The organism is Roseovarius sp. (assembly GCF_040223625.1).
Taxonomy (GTDB): domain Bacteria; phylum Pseudomonadota; class Alphaproteobacteria; order Rhodobacterales; family Rhodobacteraceae; genus Roseovarius.
The window spans coordinates 69,401-89,252 of record NZ_JAVKFX010000049.1; the positions used below are offsets into that span (position 1 = coordinate 69,401).

Here is a 19,852-nt window from a genome sequence, read left to right on the forward strand (position 1 = left end):
GCCGGCGGCCCCGGATCACGCGGATTTCTTCAGCCGGTCTTCCAGCACGTCGAACGGCACGCCCGGTTCGTCCTTGGCGCCGCGGATCACCAGCGAGGTCTTGACGCTGCCCACGTTCTCGGCGGCGGTCAGTTCCTCGGTCAGGAAGCGCTGGAAGGTCGAGAGGTCGGGCGCCACGCATTTGAGGATGAAATCCACCTCGCCGTTCAGCATGTGGCATTCGCGCACCAGCGGCCAGGCGCGGCAGCGGGCCTCGAAGGACGACAGGTCGGCCTCGGCCTGGCTTTGCAGACCGACCATGGCGTAGACCTGCACCTCGAAGCCCAGTTCGCGGGCGTCGACCTTGGCGTGGTAGCCCTGGATATAGCCGCTTTCCTCGAGCGTGCGGACCCGGCGGAGGCACGGCGGGGCCGAGATGCCGACGCGCTTGGCCAGTTCGACATTGGTCATCCGGCCGTCAGCCTGCAGTTCGGCGAGGATCTTGCGGTCGATCTCATCGAGTCGGGTCGCGGGCATTCTGGACCTCCTGAAAGTTCGCGATTGTTATAACACCACTGCCAGCACGCGCAATAATGTTTCGCCTTGGCGCAAGATCGTTTCCCAGGCCGCGGGCCCGCGTTGTTTCGTTGCGCAGCCCATGTGGGGAACGGCGGCGCCGAAGGGCCCAGGTTTCGCGGGATTGCGTCCCGCTTTCGGCATGGCGGGCTTGCAGGGGTTTCGCGCCCCCGGCCCCGCCGCTATATCTGTGCCCCGAGTCGCAGACACCCTTACAGCACAGGTTCCGATCATGGCCGAGACACGTCACACCAAAACCCTCATCATCGGGTCAGGCCCGGCCGGCTATACCGCCGGTGTCTATGCCGCCCGCGCCATGCTGGAGCCGGTGCTGGTTCAGGGGATCGAACCGGGCGGGCAGCTTACCACCACCACCGAGGTCGAGAACTGGCCCGGCGATACCGAGGTGCAGGGCCCCGACCTGATGGTGCGGATGGAGGCCCATGCCAAGGCGATGGGCTGTGACATCGTGAGCGACATCATCACCCATCTGGACACCGACAGCCGGCCCTTCAAGGCCACCGGCGACAGCGGCACGGTCTATACCGCCGACAGCGTGATCATGGCCACCGGCGCGCGGGCCAAGTGGCTGGGGATCGAGAGCGAGGAGGCCTTCAAGGGCTTCGGCGTCTCGGCCTGTGCCACCTGTGACGGGTTCTTCTACCGCGGCGAGGAGATCGTGGTGGTGGGCGGCGGGAATACCGCCGTGGAAGAGGCGCTGTTTCTGACCAACTTCGCCAGCAAGGTGACGCTGATCCACCGGCGCGACGAACTTCGGGCCGAGAAGATCCTCGAGAACCGGCTGCTGAAGCATCCGAAGATCGAGCCGCTGTGGTTCCACGAGCTGGAAGAGGTGCTGGGCGACGACACCCCCAAGGGCGTGACCGGCGTGAAGGTGAAGAACAACCAGACCGGCGAGGTCAGGGAAATCCCCTGCAAGGGCGTCTTCATCGCCATCGGCCACGCGCCCGCCAGCGAGCTGCTGAAGGGCAAGGTCGAGATGCATCACGGCGATTACGTGAAGGTCGAGCCGGGCAGCACGCGCACCTCGGTGCCCGGCCTCTTCGCGGCGGGCGACCTGACCGACCACATCTACCGGCAGGCGGTGACCAGCGCCGGGATGGGCTGCATGGCCGCGCTCGATGCCGAGCGGTTCCTTGCGGAGCTCGAGGATCTGCCGGTTCCGCCCGCCGAGAAGGTCGTCGCGGTCGAATGAGTGGAGGCCATGACCCCGCCCTGCGCCCTTTGGAACGGCAATGCACCGCGCACATGGCGGCTTTTTCGCCGGTTTCGGCCCGCCCCCCGAAGCGGGCGCTTGCATGTGGGGTTCAAGCCGGTTTAAGGCGCCGGTGACGCTGGGCCCGGTGGTTGCGGGTTCTTAGAAATTTCCAATGTCCAGACGACACGAGAGAAGCAATGTCATATTCGAACCTCGCTCCGATTCCCGAGCTCTACGTCTCCTACGATTCCGCGCAGAAACTGAAGGTCGAAGCCGGTGACCTGACAAGCTGGGACCTGAGCCCGCGCCAGATCTGCGATCTCGAGCTTCTGATGAACGGCGGCTTCAGCCCGCTCAAAGGATTCCTGACCGAGGCCGATTATAACGGCGTCGTCGAGGACATGCGGCTGGCGGACGGCTCGCTCTGGCCGATGCCGATCACGCTGGACGTCTCCGAGGCGTTTGCCGAAGGCATCGAGCCGGGCCAGGACATCGCGCTGCGCGACCAGGAGGGCGTGATCCTCGCCACCATGACCGTCACCGACCGCTGGACACCCGACAAGACGCGCGAGGCCGAGAAGGTGTTCGGCGCCGATGACGATGCGCACCCGGCCGTTGACTACCTGCACAACACCGCCGGCAAGGTGTACCTGGGCGGGCCCGTCGTGGGCATCCAGCAGCCGGTGCATTACGATTTCCGCGGCCGCCGCGACACGCCGAACGAGCTGCGCGCCTATTTCCGCAAGCTGGGCTGGCGCAAGGTCGTGGCCTTCCAGACCCGCAACCCGCTGCACCGCGCGCACCAGGAGCTGACCTTCCGCGCCGCCAAGGAGGTGGAGGCCAACCTGCTGATCCACCCCGTCGTGGGCATGACCAAGCCGGGCGACGTGGATCACTTCACCCGCGTGCGCTGTTACGAGGCGGTGCTGGACAAGTACCCGGGTTCGACCACCACGATGAGCCTGCTGAACCTCGCCATGCGGATGGCCGGCCCGCGCGAGGCGGTCTGGCACGGGCTGATCCGCCGCAACCACGGCTGCACCCATTTCATCGTCGGCCGCGACCATGCCGGCCCCGGCAAGAACAGCGCGGGCGAGGATTTCTATGGTCCCTACGACGCGCAGGACCTGTTCCGCGAGCACCAGGACGAGATCGGCATCGAGATGGTCGACTTCAAGCACATGGTCTATGTGCAGGAGCGCGCCCAGTACGAGCCGATGGACGAGATCGAGGACAAGGACAATGTCACGATCCTGAACATCTCGGGCACCGAGCTGCGCCGCCGCCTGTCGGAAGGGCTGGAGATTCCCGACTGGTTCTCCTTCCCCGAAGTGGTCAAGGAGCTGCGCCGGACCAGGCCGCCGCGCTCGGACCAGGGCTTCACCGTGTTCTTCACCGGCTTCTCGGGCTCGGGCAAGTCGACCATCGCCAACGCGCTGATGGTCAAGCTGATGGAGATGGGCGGGCGCCCGGTCACGCTGCTCGATGGCGATATCGTGCGCAAGAACCTGTCGAGCGAGCTGGGCTTCTCGAAGGAACACCGCGACCTCAACATCCAGCGGATCGGCTATGTCGCCTCCGAGATCACCAAGAACGGCGGCATCGCCATCTGTGCGCCGATCGCGCCCTATGCCCATACCCGCCGCAAGGTGCGCCAGATGATCGAGGAATACGGCGCCTTCTGCGAAGTGCATGTCGCCACCTCGATCGAGGAATGCGAAAAACGCGACCGCAAGGGGCTCTACAAGCTGGCACGCGAGGGCAAGATCAAGGAATTCACCGGGATTTCCGACCCCTATGACGTGCCCGAAAGCCCGGAACTGCGGGTCGAGACGGAAGGCACCGATGTCGACAACTGCGCGCACCAGGTGATCCTGAAGCTCGAGCAGATGGGGCTGATCGCGGGCTGAGGCTCGGCGGATTTGCGATTGTTTGGCGGGCGGTCCCTCGGGGCCGCCCGTTTTCATATGGCAGAGGCCCCGGCTCGGGGGCCGGGGCGGGGTTGGTTTCGGGGGCCGGCATCGGCTAGAGCCTTGGGCATGTATGCCGTGACGCTCACCTCCATTCCGCCGCGACTGCCCCGGCTGGGGCCGGTGCTGGCCTCGCTCCTGGCGCAAAAGCCGGCGCCGGCGCGGGTGGTGCTGTGCCTGCCCGAGCGATGGGCGCGGTTTCCCGGCGATGGCCCGCTGCCCGCCCTGCCCGACGGGGTCGAGCTGCTGAGGGTGCCAGAGGATTTCGGCCCGGCGACCAAGGCGATCGGCCCGGCAAGGGCGCTGGCGGGACAGGTGGACCGGATGATCTATTGCGACGACGACTGGCTGATGCCGCCGGGCTGGGCCGCGGCGCTTCTGGCGGAATGGCGGGAGGGCGCGGCGGTGGCGGCGAGCGGCTGGTCGGTGGAGCGGCTGAAGCGGCAAGGCGCGGCGGGGCCGGGCTGCGTGGATATCGCGCAGGGGTTCTCGGGCGTGCTGATCGACCCGCGCTGGCTTTCGGGCGCGGAGGTCGTGCCGCCGGCCGAGGCCCGGGCGGTCGACGATATCTGGCTGTCGGGGCAACTGGCGCGGCAGGGCCTCCCGATCCGGCTGGCGGACGGCGCGCGTGCCGGAATGGCGCCGGCGTTCGAGGACGGGCACGCGCTGCAGGATGCGGTGATCGGCGGGCGCGGCCGGCACGGGGCGAACATGGCCTGCGTCGAGGTGCTGACGCGGCGGTTTGGCATCTGGCCCGCGCAATAGGGACCGGAGTCACCGGCGGAGCTGTCGGATGCCTCCGGCGGGGATATTTCGGGCCAGAAGAAGCAGGGCGCGCGCTCAGGTCTTCACCGTTCCGAAAATACTCCGGGGGTTTGGGGGCTGGCCCCCAAGGCCTGCGTGGCCCGAACGCGAACGGGCCGGCTGCGCCGCGAGGCGCGCGATCAGGAGAGAGGCCGCTCGGGCAGTCTTCCAGGAGCAAGGTCACGACGCGGTGGTGGAATTCGGCGGCACGTCCGGGCCGCCTAAGCGCTTTACCGGGACCGGTTTCGCCTTTATCCGTGGTCACCGACAGGGCCCGGCGCGCCCCGTACCAAGGAGACCACCACCCGTGACCGCCCCCGCCCCCCTGCCCGCGAAAGGCCCGCGCCCGTGAACGCCGCGCGCGAGGCCTTCATCACGGCGATGCGGCAGGTCGCGGCCACGGTCACCGTCGTCACCACCGACGGGCCGGCGGGCCAGGCGGGCGCCACGGTGAGCGCGTTCACCTCGCTTTCCGCCGATCCGCCCTCGGTGCTGGTCTGCCTGAAGGCCGACAGCAGCATCGCCCGGGCGGTGCGCGGCAACGGGGTGTTCTGTGTCAACGTCCTGCCCGAGGACGCGGTCGAGATGGCGCAGGCCTTTGCCGGGGCCTTCGACCACGAGCGCGACAGCCGGTTCCAGGGGGTGGAGTTCACCAATACCGAGTTCGGGCCGATCCTGGCGCGGGCGACGGCCTTCACCTGTTCGCTCAACCACCGGCACGTGCATGGCAGCCACGCCATCTGCATCGGCGATGTCACCGGCATCTCGAACGCGGGCGAGAAGCCGCTGACCTACATGAGCGGGTCGTTCCACATCGTCCGGCCTCGGCAGGTCTGAGGGGCGCGGCCCCCTCGGCGCTTCGCGGGGCGGGCAGAAATTTACCCCGCGCGCGCCGCGAAAAGGATATTGGCCGGTCATAATCTCGCCGGTTTTTTCGCGCCAATTCCGGTCAAGTGGTTAACACACGGGCAAAAAAAGGTCGGCAGAGCATGGGACGGCTGAACAACATCTACGAAGGCGACTGGAGCACCGTTTCGCTGACCGCGACGGCGCTGGGCCTGACGGTGCGCGAACGGTTCGAACGCTTCAAGGTCGAGGCGATGTCGGAACTGGTGCTGCGGCTGGCGGGCGGGCTGATGGTGGCGGGCTCGACCCTGTTGTGGCTGGTGCTGCCGCTGGGCGCGGGGACCGACCAGATCGTCTCGCACAGCCTGCTGGCGACGCTGTTCACGGCGACCGGGCTGATCGTCTATGCCTATGGCACGCGGGGCTTCCGGCGGCAGTTGTCGCTGGATGCCAAGCGGGGGACGCTGTCGCTGACCAAGATCAACATGAACGACCAGGGCCGCGTGGTGCGCAGCATCCGCCTGGGCGAGATCGAGAGCCTGTTCCTGCGCCGCCCGTCCGGGCGCACCGGGTTTGCCGCGCTCTATGTCCGGGTGACCGGGCAGGACAGCCCGCTTCTTGCCCTGACCGGGGCGACGGAAGAGCTGGAGCGGATCCACGAGGATCTCTGCGAGATCATCCAGACCTCGGAAACCGATATCCGGCAGGATGCGGGACAGAGGGCGGGTCGGTTCTCGAGGGGGCTGTTGTCGGCCTGACGGGGCAGTACCGGGCCTGGTCGGGGCGACAGGGGCGCCTTACGTGACAACGTATGGGATTGCCGGTTCAAAAAAAGGCATTTCAAGGCCACATCTGCGCCGCGTGCAGCACGCGCAGAACGATCACCTGAGCCGCATCCACCGCATAGACCACGATGTAATTGTGGTGGACGACCAGTTCCCGTGTCCCTTCGGCCCTTCCGTTCCTGCCGCGGCGGGGATTGGCCGGGAGTTGCGCCACCTTCCTGCGGATATCTTCCACCAGCGTCAGCGCCGCGTTCGGGTTATCGTCGGAAATGTGGTCGACGATCGCCATCAGGTCGGCGATCGCGGGGGCTTTCCACTCCGGTTCAGGCACCGCGCTTCCGGTCAACCAGCGCACGCGCCTCCTGCATGACCTGATCGTGTGGCGTGGCCGGGCGCGTGTCGCTCAGCGCCTCCTGCACCTTGCCGCGAAACCAGGCATCATAGCTGTCCGGGTCGGCCGTCAGGCCGGCGGGCAGGCCCCCTTCGGCGGCCACGCGTGTCAGCAGGATGCGCACAGCGTCGGAGAGTGTCAGGCCGACCCCCGAAAGCGCTTCGGAGGCTTTCGCCTTGAGCTGGTCGTCTACGCGGACATGAAGCATCGAGGTCTGGGCGGGCATGGCAAAATCTCCTCTTCGGGGAAGAGTATATCTCAATTGAGATACAATCAAGGCGCATCGGCTTTTCCCTGCCAGCGGCACCACAAAGAAAAAGGGCCGCCCCGAAAGGCGGCCCCTCGTATTTCGTGCGCAGACTTCGGCAGATTACATCATGCCGCCCATGCCGCCCATGTCGGGCATGCCGGCGCCTGCGCCGTTACCTTCCTTTTGCGGTTTGTCCGCAACCATCGCTTCGGTGGTGATCAGCAGACCGGCGATCGAGGAGGCGTCTTCCAGCGCGGTGCGGACGACCTTCGCGGGGTCGATGACACCGTAGGAGAACATGTCGCCATATTCCTCGGTTTGCGCGTTGAAGCCGAACTTCGGATCGTCCGATTCACGGATCTTGCCTGCCACGACCGAGCCGTCGACACCGGCGTTCTCGGCGATCTGGCGAAGCGGGGCTTCGAGCGCCTTGCGCACGATGGCGATGCCGTTGTTCTGGTCGTGGTTCTGACCTTCGAGGCCGTCGAGCGCCTTGGCACCCTGAACCAGGGCCACGCCGCCGCCGACAACGATGCCTTCCTGAACCGCGGCGCGGGTGGCGTTCAGCGCGTCATCGACGCGGTCCTTGCGCTCCTTCACCTCGGTTTCGGTCATGCCGCCGACGCGGATGACGGCAACGCCGCCGGCCAGCTTGGCAACACGTTCCTGCAGCTTCTCGCGGTCGTAGTCCGAGGTGGTGTCCTCGATCTGCTTGCGGATCTGGCTGACGCGGGCTTCGATTTCGGCTTTCTCACCGGCACCGTCGACGATGGTGGTCTCGTCCTTGGTGATCGACACTTTCTTGGCCTGGCCAAGCATGTCCATGGTGACGCTTTCCAGCTTCATGCCGAGGTCTTCCGAGATGACCTGGCCGCCGGTCAGGATCGCGATGTCCTGCAGCATGGCCTTGCGGCGATCGCCGAAGCCCGGTGCCTTGACCGCCGCGATTTTGAGGCCGCCGCGCAGCTTGTTGACCACGAGGGTCGCCAGCGCTTCGCCTTCCACGTCCTCGGCGATGATCAGCAGGGGTTTCTGCGACTGGATCACCGACTCGAGCAGCGGCACCATCGGCTGGAGCGACGAGAGTTTCTTCTCGTGCAGCAGGATCATGCAGTCTTCCAGCTCGGTGGTCATCTTGTCGGCGTTGGTCACGAAGTAGGGCGACAGGTAGCCGCGATCGAACTGCATGCCTTCGACGACGTCGGTCTCGGTTTCGAGGCCCTTGTTCTCCTCGACGGTGATGACGCCGTCATTGCCGACCTTCTGCATCGCGTCCGCGATCATCTGGCCGATTTCCGATTCGCCGTTGGCGGACACGGTGCCGACTTGGGCGACTTCGCTCGAGTCCTTCACTTCGCGGGCGAGGTTCTTGATGTGCTCGACGACCTTCGCGGTGGCAAGATCGATGCCGCGCTTGAGGTCCATCGGGTTCATCCCGGCGGCCACGGCTTTCATGCCTTCCTTGGCAATCGCCTGGGCCAGCACGGTGGCGGTGGTGGTGCCGTCGCCGGCTTCGTCATTGGTGCGGCTGGCGACTTCCTTCACCATCTGCGCGCCCATGTTCTCGAACTTGTCTTCCAGTTCGATTTCCTTGGCGACCGAAACACCGTCCTTGGTGATGCGGGGCGAGCCGAAGGATTTGTCGAGAACCACGTTGCGGCCTTTCGGGCCGAGGGTCACGCGGACGGCATCGGCCAGCGTGTTGACACCGCGCATCATCTTGTTGCGGGCGTCGGTGTTGAATTTGACGTCTTTTGCAGACATGTCAGTTGCTCCTGAAATCTTGTTGTCGTTGGGTCAGTTAGACGAACCGGGGCGTTCAGGCGGCCTTGGCGGCCTTGTCACCGTCGATGATGCCCAGAATGTCGCTTTCCTTCATGATCAGCAGCTCTTCACCGTCGAGCGTGATCTCGGTGCCCGACCATTTGCCGAACAGGATGCGGTCGCCGGCCTTGACGTCGAGCTCGACGCGCGCGCCGCCTTCGTCACGGGCGCCTGCGCCCACGGAAACGACTTCGCCTTCCTGCGGCTTTTCCTTGGCGCTGTCGGGAATGATCAGCCCGCCAGAGGTTTTCTCTTCGCTCTCAACGCGGCGGACAAGCACGCGGTCATGCAGCGGTTTAAATGCCATTGCTTTGGCTCCTTGGCTCAAAGTTTCCTCCAATCGCCCCGTCCCGGGCGATTAGCACTCGTCGGTGGTGAGTGCTAACGGCGAATAGCTAGGGTCTGGTCGCGAAGCTGTCAACATCCCGTGATGCATTTTTTTGAAAGAGGGTTTGCGGCCGGCGCATGGGGCCAATAGGCTTTCGCCGAACGGGGGGCGAAAGGAGTTTGCATGCTGCGTCTTGTTGCCGTGATTCTGTTGGTTGTTCAACCCGTTGCGGCCATTGCGCTGTGCGAGGGCAAGGATCTGATCGACGCCATGCCCGAGGCCGAACGGCAGGCGGTGCAGACCCGCGCCGACGCCACTCCCTATCCCGAGGGCCTGCTGTGGCGGGCCGAGAGGGGCGAGACGGAGATCACCATCTTCGGCACCTACCATTTCCGCCATGCCGAGACCGACGCCCATCTGGAACGTCTGAAGCCGCTGATCGATGCCGCGGATGCCGTCTATCTGGAGATGTCGCTGGAGGATCAGAAGGGCTTCCAGACCGAGATCGCCCGCGACCCGTCGATCATGTTCATCACCGAGGGCGAGACCCTGCCCGACCTGCTGGGCGAGGCCGACTGGCAGCATTTCAAGGCCGAAATGGAGGCGCGGATGATCCCCGGCTTCATGGCCGCAAAGTTCAAGCCGCTCTGGGCGGCGATGATGCTGGGGATCGGCCCGTGCGAGGCGCGGAACGGCGGGCTGGAAGGCGGCGGTATCGACGAGATGGTCGGCGAATACGCCGCCGAGCAGGGTCTCGGCACGCGCTCGCTGGAGGATTTCGCCGAGGTGCTGGCGACGCTCGACACCGAGCCGGCCGAGAAGCAGATCGAGATGATCCGGATGACGCTGGCCTGGCCGGGCGATGCGAACGACATGTCCTACACGATCCGCGAGCGCTACCTGCAGCAGGAGGTGGCGCTGATGTGGGAGTTCTCGCGCGCCGTGTCGCTGAAATACGGCGGACCGACGGCGGAGGAGGATTTCGCGCGGCTGGAGGAGGTCTTCCTGACCGAGCGCAATGCGGCGTGGGTCGAGACGCTGCTGGCGGAGGTGGCGGGGCAGAATGTGGTGCTCGCGGCGGGGGCCGGGCATCTGCCGGGCGAGATCGGCATCCTCTACCTGCTGGAGCAGGAAGGCTTCACGATTGAAAGGCTTCCGCTTCGTCCCTGACGGCGAGGCCGCCCGCGTCGCTCAGCCCGTAAAGCCCGCGCTCCACCCGGATGAACCAGCCGGAATGGTTGTCGGCCATGATCCGCGTCGCGCGGGTGACGCCCGTGGCCTTGGCCACCTCCGCCCCGCGGCAGGCGCCGTTTGCCGCCAAATGCGCGACGATGCGCAGGGTGTCCTGCTTGTAGGCGGTCATGATCGCGCCGCGGGTGCCGCCCGCGTTGGGGTCGCCCTCGCGGCGGGCGAACTCGGTCAGCAGCCGCGCACGCCGGCGTTGCGACTTGCGCGGCCGGAACGGCACCGGGTCGGCATGGACCTGCACGAAGCCATCCTCGGCCCGGACGCTCAACACGCCCACGCCCAGCCGTTTGCACAGGCCCAAATTGCCCTTGAAGGCGCGCCACCCCGCCCTGCCCTGCCAGCGCGGGACCGCGACATAGACGGCATCCGAGATCGCCTGCCGCGCCACGGCCTGTTGCAGGAGGGTAAGGGAGAAGCCGGTCTTCAGCTCCACCAGCAGCGGCTCCTCGCCATCGCGGCAGGCCATGACATCGGCCGGGCCGACCTCGGCCTTGACCTCGTAGCCCAGCGCTTCGAGCCATGCCTTGACGGGCGGGTAGAGGGCGGTTTCGGCCAGTCTGCTCATGAGCCGCAGGGTAGCCGGGCCGGGGGCGGCTTGCCAATGCGGGAAATGCGATTGAGCGGGCGGCGTGGCAGGGCGACCCCGTTGCGGGGCTACGGGAGGAGACCGCCATGACCGACACGCCCGTCACCCGCCCGATGAGCGCTGCAGAGCTGGCCCGCATGTATCGCGGCCAGCCGCCCGAAACCGGCCCCACCCTGCAGGCGATTGCCACGATGGAGCTGGGATAGACGGCGATCCGTACGGTGGCGGGCAAAATGATGCTGCACCGCAGCATCGGTAGTGACAAGCCTTCGCGACATGCCTATAAGGCGCGCAAATTCTCATCGCAGACAGGATAATCCCCAAATGACGACGCTTGTTTTCGGCCATAAATCCCCCGACACCGATTCCACCGGTTCGCCCATCCTGTGGGCGTGGTACCTCAAGGAGGTGAAGGGCATCGATGCCGAGGCCGTGCTGCTGGGCGAGCCCAATACCGAGGCCGCCTTCATGCTCGAGCGCTGGGACCTGCCGAAGCCGCGCATCATCTCGGACGTCGAAGACGGGCAGGCCTGCGTGATCGTCGACACCAACAACCCCGCCGAGCTGCCCGCCAACGTGAACGGCGCCGACGTGCAGGCGATCATCGACCATCACAAGCTGGTCGGCGGGCTCGAGACGAAAGGCCCGATCGACATCACCGTGCGCCCGCTGGCCTGCACCGCGACGATCATGGTCGACCTGATGGGCGAGGATGCCGACCGCATGCCCGACTGGGCCAAGGGCGCCGCGCTGACCTGCATCCTGTCGGACACGCTGGAGTTCCGCTCGCCCACCACGACCGACCATGACAAGGCCGTGGCCGAGCAACTGGCCCGCGACCTCGGGATCAAGGTGTCGGATTACGCCGCCGAGATGTTCGCCGCCAAGTCCGACGTGTCGGCCTTCTCGGATGCCGAGCTGCTGCGGATGGATTCGAAGGAATACGAGGTGGGCGGCAAGAAATTCCGCGTCTCGGTTCTGGAAACCACCGCGCCCGAGATGGTTCTGTCGCGCAAGGACAGCCTGGTGGAGAGCATGACCGGCGTGGCCTCGGAAGACGGCGTCGACCAGGTGCTGCTCTTCGTGGTGGATATCCTCAAGGAAGAAGCCACCCTGCTGGTGCCGAACGACCTGGTGAAAACCGTGGCCGAGAAGAGCTTCGGCGCCTCGGTTTCGGGGGACACGGTTGTCCTGCCGGGCGTGATGAGCCGCAAGAAGCAGATCATCCCGAACCTGGCGGTCTGAGAGCCAGCCAAGGATTGATGAGAGGGCGCCTTCGGGCGCCCTTTTGCGTTGGCAGCTCAGGAACACGGAGCGCCGGGGATGAGTTGACCCAGCGATGCGACGCACCCTTGTGACCCTCTCCGCCCTGCTGCTCGGTTTCTTCATGCTCCAGATGAGCAACGGCCTGCAAGGCTCGCTGCTGGCGCTCAGGGCCGATATCGAGGGGTTCGGTGCCACGGCCATCGGTCTGGTCATGTCGGGCTTCTATGTCGGCATGGGCCTCGGCTCCCTTCTGGCCGGGCGGCTGATCGAGCGGGTGGGGCATATCCGCACCTTCGCGGCGCTGGCCTCGGTCGCCTCGGCCATGGCGCTGGTGCACCTGATCCTGATCGACCCGGTCACATGGGTGCTGGTGCGGGCCATCACCGGCTTCTGCTTTGCCGGGCTGCTTATCGCGGTGGAATCCTGGCTCAACGCCTCCGTCGCCAGTCATGAGCGCGGTCGGCTTCTGTCGGTCTATGCCATGGTGGGCATGGCCGCCGGGGTCTGCGGCCAGCTTCTGCTCGACGCGGCGCCGCCGGAAAGCTTCCTGCTGTTTCTGGTCGTTTCGGTCGGGCTCTCCATGGCCCTCGTGCCCACCGCGCTCAGCCAGGCGAAGGCGCCGGTGCCGGACGTGGCCCAGCAGCGGCCCTCGATCAAGCTCCTGTGGCAGATCTCGCCCTTCGGGGCGATCGCCATGGCCATGGCCGGCGCGTCGCTCGGCACCTTCCTCGGGCTGGCGCCGGTCTTCGCCCAGCGGATCGGCTTCTCGGCCTCCGAGATCGCCTACCTGATGGCCGCGGCGACCTTCGGCGCGCTGGCGCTGCAATTCCCCATCGGCGCCCTTTCGGACCGGATCGACCGCCGCTGGGTGTGCATCACCGTGGCGCTGGCGGCCACGCTCATCATCGCGATCCTGTCGCGCGTCAACGTACAGGGCTTTGCCGTCAGCATCGCCATCGCGGCCCTGATCGGCGGGCTGCTGCTGCCGACGATCTCGGTCGTTGTCGCGCATATCAACGACCGGGCGCCCGCCGACTCGCTGCTGGCGGCCTCGGGCGGGATCGTGCTGATGCAGGGGATCGGCGCCGCCGCCGGGCCGTTCATCGGCGGCGCGGCGATGGATGCGTTCGGGCCCACCGGCTTCCTGATGACGCTCAGCGCGGCGCAGGCGGTGATCGTGCTCTTCGCGGTGTTCCGCCTGACCGTGACCAAGGGGATCGAGCCCGAGCAGAAGACCACCTATGCCCCGGTGCCGATGTCGGGCGTGGAGGGGGACCTGCAACTGCCCGAGCCGGGGTAAGACAGCCGCTCCGGCGCTCAGCCCCGCAACTTCTCCAGCAATTCCCGCGCCGCGTTGGTGGGCGTGGCGCGGCCGTCGGCCACATCCTCGGCCGCCTGCGCCATCGCCGCCTTCGCCTCGGGCGTCTCGAGTTGCGCCAGCAGGCCCTGCTTCACCTCCTCGTTGAACCAGTAGCGCGCCTGCGCCTCGCGCCGGGCGGCGAAATGGCCGTTCTCGCGGCGCCAGTGGGTCAGGGCGGTCATCTCCTGCCAGGCCGATTTCAGCCCCTCCTCCTGCTGGGCCGAGACCATCATCGCCTTGGGAAACCCATCCGGGTCCTGCGGCCGCTTGCGCAGCAGGCGCAAAGCGCCGGTATAGTCGGAACAGGTGCGCGTGGCCGCCGGTTTCAGGTCGCCATCGGCCTTGTTGATCAGGATCATGTCGGCCATCTCCATGATGCCGCGCTTGACCCCCTGCAGCTCGTCGCCGCCCGCCGGCGCCAGCAGCAGGATGAAGAGGTCCGACATCTCGGCCACCACCGTCTCGGACTGGCCCACGCCCACCGTCTCGATCAGCACCACGTCGAAGCCCGCCGCCTCGCAGACCGCCACCGCCTCGCGCGTGCGCCGCGCCACGCCGCCCAGGTGCGACTGGCTGGGCGAGGGGCGGATGAAGGCGTTGGGATCGCGGCTGAGCCGTTCCATCCGCGTCTTGTCGCCCAGGATCGAGCCGCCCGAGCGGGTCGAGCTGGGATCGACCGCCAGAACCGCCACCCGCAGACCTTCGGCCGTCAGCATGGTGCCGAACGCCTCGATGAAGGTGGATTTGCCGACGCCCGGCGTGCCCGAGAGGCCGACGCGGATCGCCTCGCCCTGCCCCTTCAGCGCCTCCATCAGCTCGCCCGCCTTTAGGCGGTGATCCGCCCGTCCGCTCTCGATCAGGGTGATCGCCCGTGACAAGGCGCGCCGATCCCCCTTGATAATTCTGTCACTTAGCTGTGCAATATCCATGGCCGCCGCTCGTGCATTGGTCTTACGGTTCCTAATGCCTTGGCCGGGGCGCGGATGTCCAGAGCGGGGCGCGCGGCGAATGAGGTTACGTGATGCGAACACTGATTGCGGGCGTCCTTGCCCTGCTGGCCGGCGCGGCGCAGGCCGCTGATCCCTCCTCGATGCGGTTCGAGGTCCGGCTTCTGGGGCTGAAGGCCGGCACGATCGAGATCGCGGCCAACGTGACCGACCGGGCCTATGCCGCCCGCACCCGGTTCCGCACTGCCGGCGTGGTGGGCGCGCTCAAGCAGGTGCGCGCCGACGTCTCGGTTCAGGGCCGCGTGGCGGGCGGGGCATTCCGACCCCAGACCTATTCCGAGGCGATCGACGACGGCAGCCGGGTGACCAACGTGCAGGTCCAGTTCGCGCCGGGCCAGCCCCGACTGATCTCGGGCGACACCGGCAGCAGCGCGCCGCCCGCCGATACCTCGAAACTGACCAGCGCCATCGACCCGCTGACCCTGCTCTACGTCGCCCTGCGCGACCAGCCCCGCGACGAGGTCTGCCGTTTCGAGGCCGATGTCTATGACGGTCACCGCCACGCAGTCATCACGCTCAAGGGCCGGCAGCCCAGCGGCGACACGATCACCTGCAACGGCTCCTACCGGCGGGTGGCGGGCTATTCCGACAGCGAGCGCGAGAAGCGCAATGTCGGCATCACCGTCACCTACGTGCCCGCCGGCGACGTGATGCGCGCGGAACGCGTAGCCTTCGACACCAAGCTCGGCCCCGCGGTGATGGACCGGCGCTGACCGCCATTGCGCCACGCCTGCGCTTCTTCTTGGCTAAAATACTCAAAATCCCGCCTTCACGGCCCCGCGCCACGGCCTATGGAATTTCGCGTCGCGATCACCGATAACCCGGCCGCATGACCACGCTGCCCATCCACGAGGCGATACCGCCCCTGATCGACGCGCTGAGGCGCGGCGGGCGGGCCGTGCTGCAGGCGCCGCCGGGGGCGGGCAAGACGACCGTCGTGCCGCTGGAGATGCTGTCGGCCGGGCTGACCGGGGGCCGCATCCTGATGCTCGAACCGCGGCGGCTGGCCGCGCGGGCGGCGGCAGAACGGATGGCGGCGACGCTGGGCGAGCCGGCAGGCGAGACCGTGGGCTACCGCGTGCGGGGCGAGGCGAAAGTCTCGAAAGCCACCCGGATCGAGGTGGTGACCGAGGGCATTCTCACCCGCATGATCCAGTCCGACCCCGAGCTCACCGGCATCGGCGCGGTGATCTTCGACGAGTTCCACGAACGCTCGCTCAACGCCGATTTGGGCCTCGCCCTCTGCCTCGAGATCGCCGGGGCGCTGCGCGACGACCTGATCCTCGTCGCCATGTCCGCCACGCTCGACGCCGAACCGGTGGCCGAGCTGATGGGCGCGCCGGTCATCACTTCCGAGGGTCGCAGCTTCCCCGTCGATATCCGCCACCTCCCCCGCCCCCTGCGCAAGGGTGAGCGGTTCGACGCGGCGTTGGCCGACCTCGTGGCGCAGGCGGCGGGCGAGACCGAGGGCGGCATCCTCGTCTTCCTGCCCGGCGAGGGCGAAATCCGCCGGGTCGAGGGTTTGCTCAAGGGTCGCCTGCCCGGTGATTGCGCGGTCAGGCCCCTTTACGGCGCCCTGCCCTTCGCCCAGCAGCGCGCCGCCATCGCGCCGGTGGAAACGGGCCGCAAGGTGGTGCTGGCCACCTCCATCGCCGAGACCTCGCTGACCATCGAGGATATCCGCGTGGTCGTCGACGGCGGCAAATCCCGGCGGGCAAGGTTCGACCCCGCCTCGGGCATGTCGCGGCTGGTGACCGAGCCGGTCACGCGGGCCGAGGCGACGCAACGGGCTGGCCGCGCGGGCCGGGTGGCCGAAGGCACCTGCTACCGGCTCTGGACCAGGGGCGAAGAGGGCGCGCTGCGCGCCTATCCCCCGGCCGAGATCGAGGCGGCAGACCTCGCCGGTCTGGCGCTGGAACTGGCGCTCTGGGGCGCGCAGCCCGATGACCTCGCCTTTCTCACGCCCCCCGCCCCCGGCAGCTATGCCGAGGCCCAATCCCTGCTCCGGATGCTGGGGGCGCTCGACCGCGAGAACCGGATCACGCCGCATGGCAAGGCGCTGGCCGCCCTGCCGCTGCACCCGCGCCTCGCGCATATGCTGGCCGTGGCCGGGCCCGACGCGGCACCGCTGGCCGCCCTCTTGGCCGAGCGTGACCCGTTGCCGCGCGGCGCGCCCGTCGACCTGTCGCTCAGGCTGGCGGCGGTGCGCGATCCGAAAGGCTTCGCCGACCGCTCGCCGCACCAGCCCAGCCGCCCCGTCATCGAACGCATCCGGGCCGAGGCCAGGCGCCTCGCCAGAACCGCGACGCGCGCCGGAGGTAGCGCGATGAGCGACGCCGCGGCCGCCGCGCTGGCCTATCCCGACCGCGTCGGCCTGCGCCGCAAGGGCGACGCGCCGCGCTACGTGCTGTCGGGCGGCAAGGGCGCCGTCCTCCCCGAGGGCGACCCGCTGTCGGGCACCCGCCTGATCGTGGCCACCGATCTCGACGGCGACCGGCGCGAGGCCCGCATCCGGCAAGCGATCCGCATCGAGGAGGCCGAGCTGCGCGCGCTTTTCGCCGACCAGATCGGCTGGCAGGACATCTGCGAATGGGACCGGCGCGAGCGCCGCGTCGCGACCCGCCAGCAGGAACGCTTCGGCGCGCTGGCGCTCGACGACCGGGTCTGGAAAGACCCGCCGCCGGACGCCGTGGCCCGCGCCATGCTCGAAGGCGTGCGCGACCTCGGGCTGAGCTGGACCGACGCCGCCCGCCGCTTCACCGCCCGGGTCGAACTGCTCCGCGAGGCGGGCGAAGACCTGCCGGACATGACCGAACCCGCCCTGATGGACAGCCTCGAAGACTGGCTCCTGCCCTACCTGGCCGGCGTGAAGACCGCGCAGGACTGGAAGCGCTTCGACATCCTGCCCGCCCTGCGCGCCATGCTCGACTGGGACCGGATGCAAAAACTCGACGCCAAGGCGCCCGCCCATTTCACCACGCCCTTGGGCCGCGACATCCCCATCGACTATGCCGGCGAGCACCCGGAAATCTCGCTCCGCCTGCAGGAGATGTTCGGCCAGACCACCCACCCCACCGTCGGCCGCACGCCCTTGCGCGTGACGCTTCTGTCGCCCGCCGGCCGCCCGGTGCAGACCACGATGGACCTGCCGGGCTTCTGGGCGTCCTCCTATGCGGACGTGCGCAAGGACATGCGCGGGCGCTACCCGAAACACCCCTGGCCCGAGGATCCGACCGTGGCCGACCCGACCCTGCGCGCCAAGCGCCGCGGGGGCTGAATTGATATTCCGGAAATCTTTGTTATATTAACGGGATAAGAAAAATTCTTGAGCAGAAGCAAAAAACCGAATGAACGATGGATTGAAAAAAGCCTGGACCGAGATGGTGCAGCCCCTCTTCCGCCGCCCGCCGGAGCTTCAGGTTGCCGCCCTGTGCTGTCGCGCGGGCGAAAACGGGACGGAAGTCCTGATGATCACCAGCCGCGACACCGGCCGCTGGGTCATGCCCAAGGGCTGGCTGATGGATGGCAAGGACGCCGCCGAGGCAGCCTGCGAGGAAGCCTGGGAAGAGGCCGGCGTCAAGTCGGCCAATGTCAGCGAGGCGCCGGTCGGGGTGTACCACTACGAGAAGCGGCTCGACGACGGCTATGTCGCCCCGGTCGAGGTGCAGGTCTATCGCATCGACGTGGAAGAGCTGGACGATTCCTACCCGGAATCGCGCGAACGCGCCCGGCTCTGGCTTGACCCGGCCACCGCCGCGAACCGCGTGGAAGAACCCAGCCTGAAAGAGCTTTTGCTGCAACTTTGAAGCTTTTGTGACTGTTTTGTGACAGAGGCGGTTGAAATGGCATCCCGGTGCCGGTAGCGCTGCGCCCCGGAAGCTGAATGACCCGGAAGGCCCGCCGCGTGAGCAACTCGCCCGACACCAACCAGTGGAAGACGCTCGACAAGGACCTCGGGCGTATCTCGCAGGTCGAGTATGCCACGGCCTATGTCGCCCGCCCGCTGACGGCGCTGGGCATCGCGCTGGCCTTCATCGTGGTCGCGGGCCTAGCGGCGGCGCTGTTCTTCGGCACCCAGCCCGGCAACCTGATCGTGATCGCCGCGGCGGTGTTCGGCGCCTACATGGCGCTCAATATCGGCGCCAACGACGTGGCCAACAACATGGGCCCGGCGGTGGGCGCCAATGCGCTGACCATGGGCGGGGCCATCGTCATCGCCGCCATCTGCGAGACGGCGGGCGCGCTTCTGGCGGGCGGCGACGTGGTCTCGACCATTTCCAAGGGCATCATCGACCCGGCCAGCGTGGCCGAGACGCAAAGCTTCGTCTGGGCGATGATGGCGGCGCTGGTGTCGGCCGCGCTCTGGGTCAATCTGGCCACCAAGGTGGGCGCGCCGGTCTCGACCACCCATTCGGTCGTCGGCGGGGTGATGGGCGCAGGGATCGCCGCCGCCGGGTTCGGCGCGGTCTCCTGGCCCACGATGAGCGCCATCGCCGCAAGCTGGGTGATCTCGCCCGTCCTCGGCGGGGTCTTCGCCGCCGCCTTCCTCGCCCTGATCAAGAGCCGGATCATCTACCGCGAGGACAAGCTGGCCGCCGCGCGGTTCTGGGTGCCGATCCTGGTGGGCGTGATGGCCGGTACCTTTGCCGCCTACCTGGCGCTGAAGGGGCTGAAACGCGTCATCCATATCGACATGGGCACCGCCCTGCTGATCGGGCTGATAGGCGGGCTGATCTGCTGGGCCCTTACCGTGCCGCTGGTCCGGCGCCAGTCGCGCGGGCTGGAGAACCGCAACCGCTCGCTCAAGACGCTGTTCGCGCTGCCGCTGATCGTGTCGGCGGCGCTTCTGTCCTTTGCCCACGGGGCCAATGACGTGGCCAACGCGGTGGGCCCGCTCGCCGCCATCGTCCACGCCTCGGAATTCGGCGCCGCCGCCGGACAGGTGGCGATCCCGCTCTGGGTCATGGTGATCGGGGCGCTGGGCATCTCCTTCGGCCTGTTCCTCTTCGGGCCCAAGCTGATCCGGATGGTGGGCAGCCAGATCACCAAGCTCAACCCGATGCGGGCCTATTGCGTGGCGCTCTCGGCCGCCATCACCGTGATCGTGGCAAGCTGGCTGGGCCTGCCCGTCAGCTCTACTCACATCGCCGTGGGCGGCGTGTTCGGCGTGGGCTTCTTCCGCGAATGGTACATGGAACGCCGCCGCCGCACGTTGAACGTGGGCGCCGGCCCCGCCCGCCGCCTGCCGCCCGAGGAGCGCCGCCGGCGCAAGCTTGTGCGGCGCAGCCACTTCATGACCATCATCGCCGCCTGGGTCATCACCGTGCCCGCGGCGGCGGCGATGTCGGCGGCGATCTTCCTTCTGCTGAACTCCGTCCTCGTCTGAGCGGGCCACGACCGTCTCCGTTTGACC

Annotated in this window: 19 protein-coding genes; 12 read left to right on the top strand and 7 right to left on the bottom strand. The window is 67.5% G+C overall.

The window, feature by feature from the left end; genetic code table 11:
* Positions 1-15: 15 nt before the first annotated feature.
* Entirely contained in the window at positions 16-516 is a 501-nt protein-coding gene (locus tag RLN94_RS15250; protein WP_350129863.1) for an Lrp/AsnC family transcriptional regulator, read from the bottom strand.
* 271 nt (positions 517-787) lie between these two features.
* Between RLN94_RS15250 and trxB the strand changes: the two genes are divergently transcribed.
* The 5 genes from trxB (at position 788) to RLN94_RS15275 (ending at position 6,152) form a co-directional block, all read left to right on the top strand.
* The gene (gene trxB, locus RLN94_RS15255) at positions 788-1,771 is read left to right on the top strand and encodes a thioredoxin-disulfide reductase (RefSeq protein ID WP_350129860.1); all 984 of its coding nucleotides are present in this window, start codon (positions 788-790) and stop codon (positions 1,769-1,771) included.
* Positions 1,772-1,971: 200 nt separating this feature from the next.
* Entirely contained in the window at positions 1,972-3,684 is a 1,713-nt protein-coding gene (locus RLN94_RS15260) for a bifunctional sulfate adenylyltransferase/adenylylsulfate kinase (protein WP_350129857.1), read from the top strand.
* 129 nt (positions 3,685-3,813) lie between these two features.
* Entirely contained in the window at positions 3,814-4,509 is a 696-nt protein-coding gene (locus tag RLN94_RS15265; RefSeq protein WP_350129854.1) for a glycosyltransferase family protein, read from the top strand.
* Positions 4,510-4,896: 387 nt separating this feature from the next.
* On the top strand, positions 4,897-5,385 hold the full coding sequence (locus RLN94_RS15270) for a flavin reductase family protein (protein WP_350129852.1): 489 nt from the start codon (positions 4,897-4,899) through the stop codon (positions 5,383-5,385).
* Between the two features lie 152 nt (positions 5,386-5,537).
* The gene (locus tag RLN94_RS15275) at positions 5,538-6,152 is read left to right on the top strand and encodes a hypothetical protein (protein ID WP_350129849.1); all 615 of its coding nucleotides are present in this window, start codon (positions 5,538-5,540) and stop codon (positions 6,150-6,152) included.
* Between the two features lie 82 nt (positions 6,153-6,234).
* Here the strand turns inward: RLN94_RS15275 and RLN94_RS15280 are convergent, their stop codons facing one another.
* The 4 genes from RLN94_RS15280 to groES form a co-directional block, all read right to left on the bottom strand.
* Positions 6,235-6,534, bottom strand: coding sequence for a type II toxin-antitoxin system RelE/ParE family toxin (locus RLN94_RS15280; RefSeq protein ID WP_350158629.1), 300 nt, complete (start codon positions 6,532-6,534; stop codon positions 6,235-6,237).
* Positions 6,503-6,796 (bottom strand): type II toxin-antitoxin system RelB family antitoxin, encoded by a 294-nt coding sequence (relB, locus tag RLN94_RS15285; RefSeq protein WP_350129843.1) that lies wholly within the window; start codon positions 6,794-6,796, stop codon positions 6,503-6,505. The genes RLN94_RS15280 and relB overlap by 32 nt, the downstream gene beginning before the upstream one ends.
* A 144-nt stretch (positions 6,797-6,940) precedes the next feature.
* Complete coding sequence (groL, locus tag RLN94_RS15290) at positions 6,941-8,584, bottom strand: chaperonin GroEL (protein WP_350158628.1); 1,644 nt, start codon at positions 8,582-8,584, stop codon at positions 6,941-6,943.
* A gap of 55 nt (positions 8,585-8,639) precedes the next feature.
* The gene (gene groES / locus RLN94_RS15295) at positions 8,640-8,951 is read right to left on the bottom strand and encodes a co-chaperone GroES (RefSeq protein WP_300895066.1); all 312 of its coding nucleotides are present in this window, start codon (positions 8,949-8,951) and stop codon (positions 8,640-8,642) included.
* Between the two features lie 204 nt (positions 8,952-9,155).
* On the opposite strand from groES, the gene RLN94_RS15300 reads away from it, so the two are divergent.
* Positions 9,156-10,142 carry a TraB/GumN family protein gene (locus RLN94_RS15300; RefSeq protein WP_350128274.1) on the top strand — a complete coding sequence of 329 codons (987 nt, stop codon included), beginning with the start codon at positions 9,156-9,158 and terminating at the stop codon, positions 10,140-10,142.
* On the opposite strand, the gene RLN94_RS15305 is transcribed toward RLN94_RS15300, so the two are convergent.
* A complete protein-coding gene (locus tag RLN94_RS15305; protein WP_350128271.1) occupies positions 10,111-10,785 on the bottom strand; it encodes a DUF2161 domain-containing phosphodiesterase in 675 nt (224 codons plus the stop codon). The genes RLN94_RS15300 and RLN94_RS15305 overlap by 32 nt on opposite strands.
* 345 nt (positions 10,786-11,130) lie before the next feature.
* Between RLN94_RS15305 and RLN94_RS15310 the strand changes: the two genes are divergently transcribed.
* The gene (locus tag RLN94_RS15310; RefSeq protein ID WP_350128268.1) at positions 11,131-12,051 is read left to right on the top strand and encodes a manganese-dependent inorganic pyrophosphatase; all 921 of its coding nucleotides are present in this window, start codon (positions 11,131-11,133) and stop codon (positions 12,049-12,051) included.
* Positions 12,052-12,145: 94 nt separating this feature from the next.
* On the top strand, positions 12,146-13,372 hold the full coding sequence (locus RLN94_RS15315; RefSeq protein WP_350060411.1) for an MFS transporter: 1,227 nt from the start codon (positions 12,146-12,148) through the stop codon (positions 13,370-13,372).
* Between the two features lie 17 nt (positions 13,373-13,389).
* On the opposite strand, the gene meaB is transcribed toward RLN94_RS15315, so the two are convergent.
* Positions 13,390-14,361: a methylmalonyl Co-A mutase-associated GTPase MeaB gene (gene meaB / locus RLN94_RS15320; protein ID WP_350060409.1), complete on the bottom strand. Its 972-nt coding sequence runs from the start codon at positions 14,359-14,361 to the stop codon at positions 13,390-13,392.
* A gap of 92 nt (positions 14,362-14,453) precedes the next feature.
* Here meaB and RLN94_RS15325 point away from each other — a divergent pair, with 92 nt between their 5' ends.
* The 4 genes from RLN94_RS15325 to RLN94_RS15340 all read left to right on the top strand — a co-directional run bounded on the left by RLN94_RS15325 (position 14,454) and on the right by RLN94_RS15340 (position 19,825).
* Entirely contained in the window at positions 14,454-15,152 is a 699-nt protein-coding gene (locus RLN94_RS15325) for a DUF3108 domain-containing protein (protein WP_350060407.1), read from the top strand.
* A 116-nt stretch (positions 15,153-15,268) separates the two neighbouring features.
* Positions 15,269-17,716 carry an ATP-dependent helicase HrpB gene (gene hrpB / locus RLN94_RS15330; RefSeq protein ID WP_350060405.1) on the top strand — a complete coding sequence of 816 codons (2,448 nt, stop codon included), beginning with the start codon at positions 15,269-15,271 and terminating at the stop codon, positions 17,714-17,716.
* A 70-nt stretch (positions 17,717-17,786) separates the two neighbouring features.
* Positions 17,787-18,245: an NUDIX hydrolase gene (locus tag RLN94_RS15335; RefSeq protein ID WP_350128263.1), complete on the top strand. Its 459-nt coding sequence runs from the start codon at positions 17,787-17,789 to the stop codon at positions 18,243-18,245.
* A gap of 77 nt (positions 18,246-18,322) precedes the next feature.
* Positions 18,323-19,825: an inorganic phosphate transporter gene (locus tag RLN94_RS15340; RefSeq protein ID WP_350128260.1), complete on the top strand. Its 1,503-nt coding sequence runs from the start codon at positions 18,323-18,325 to the stop codon at positions 19,823-19,825.
* Positions 19,826-19,852 lie beyond the last annotated feature (27 nt).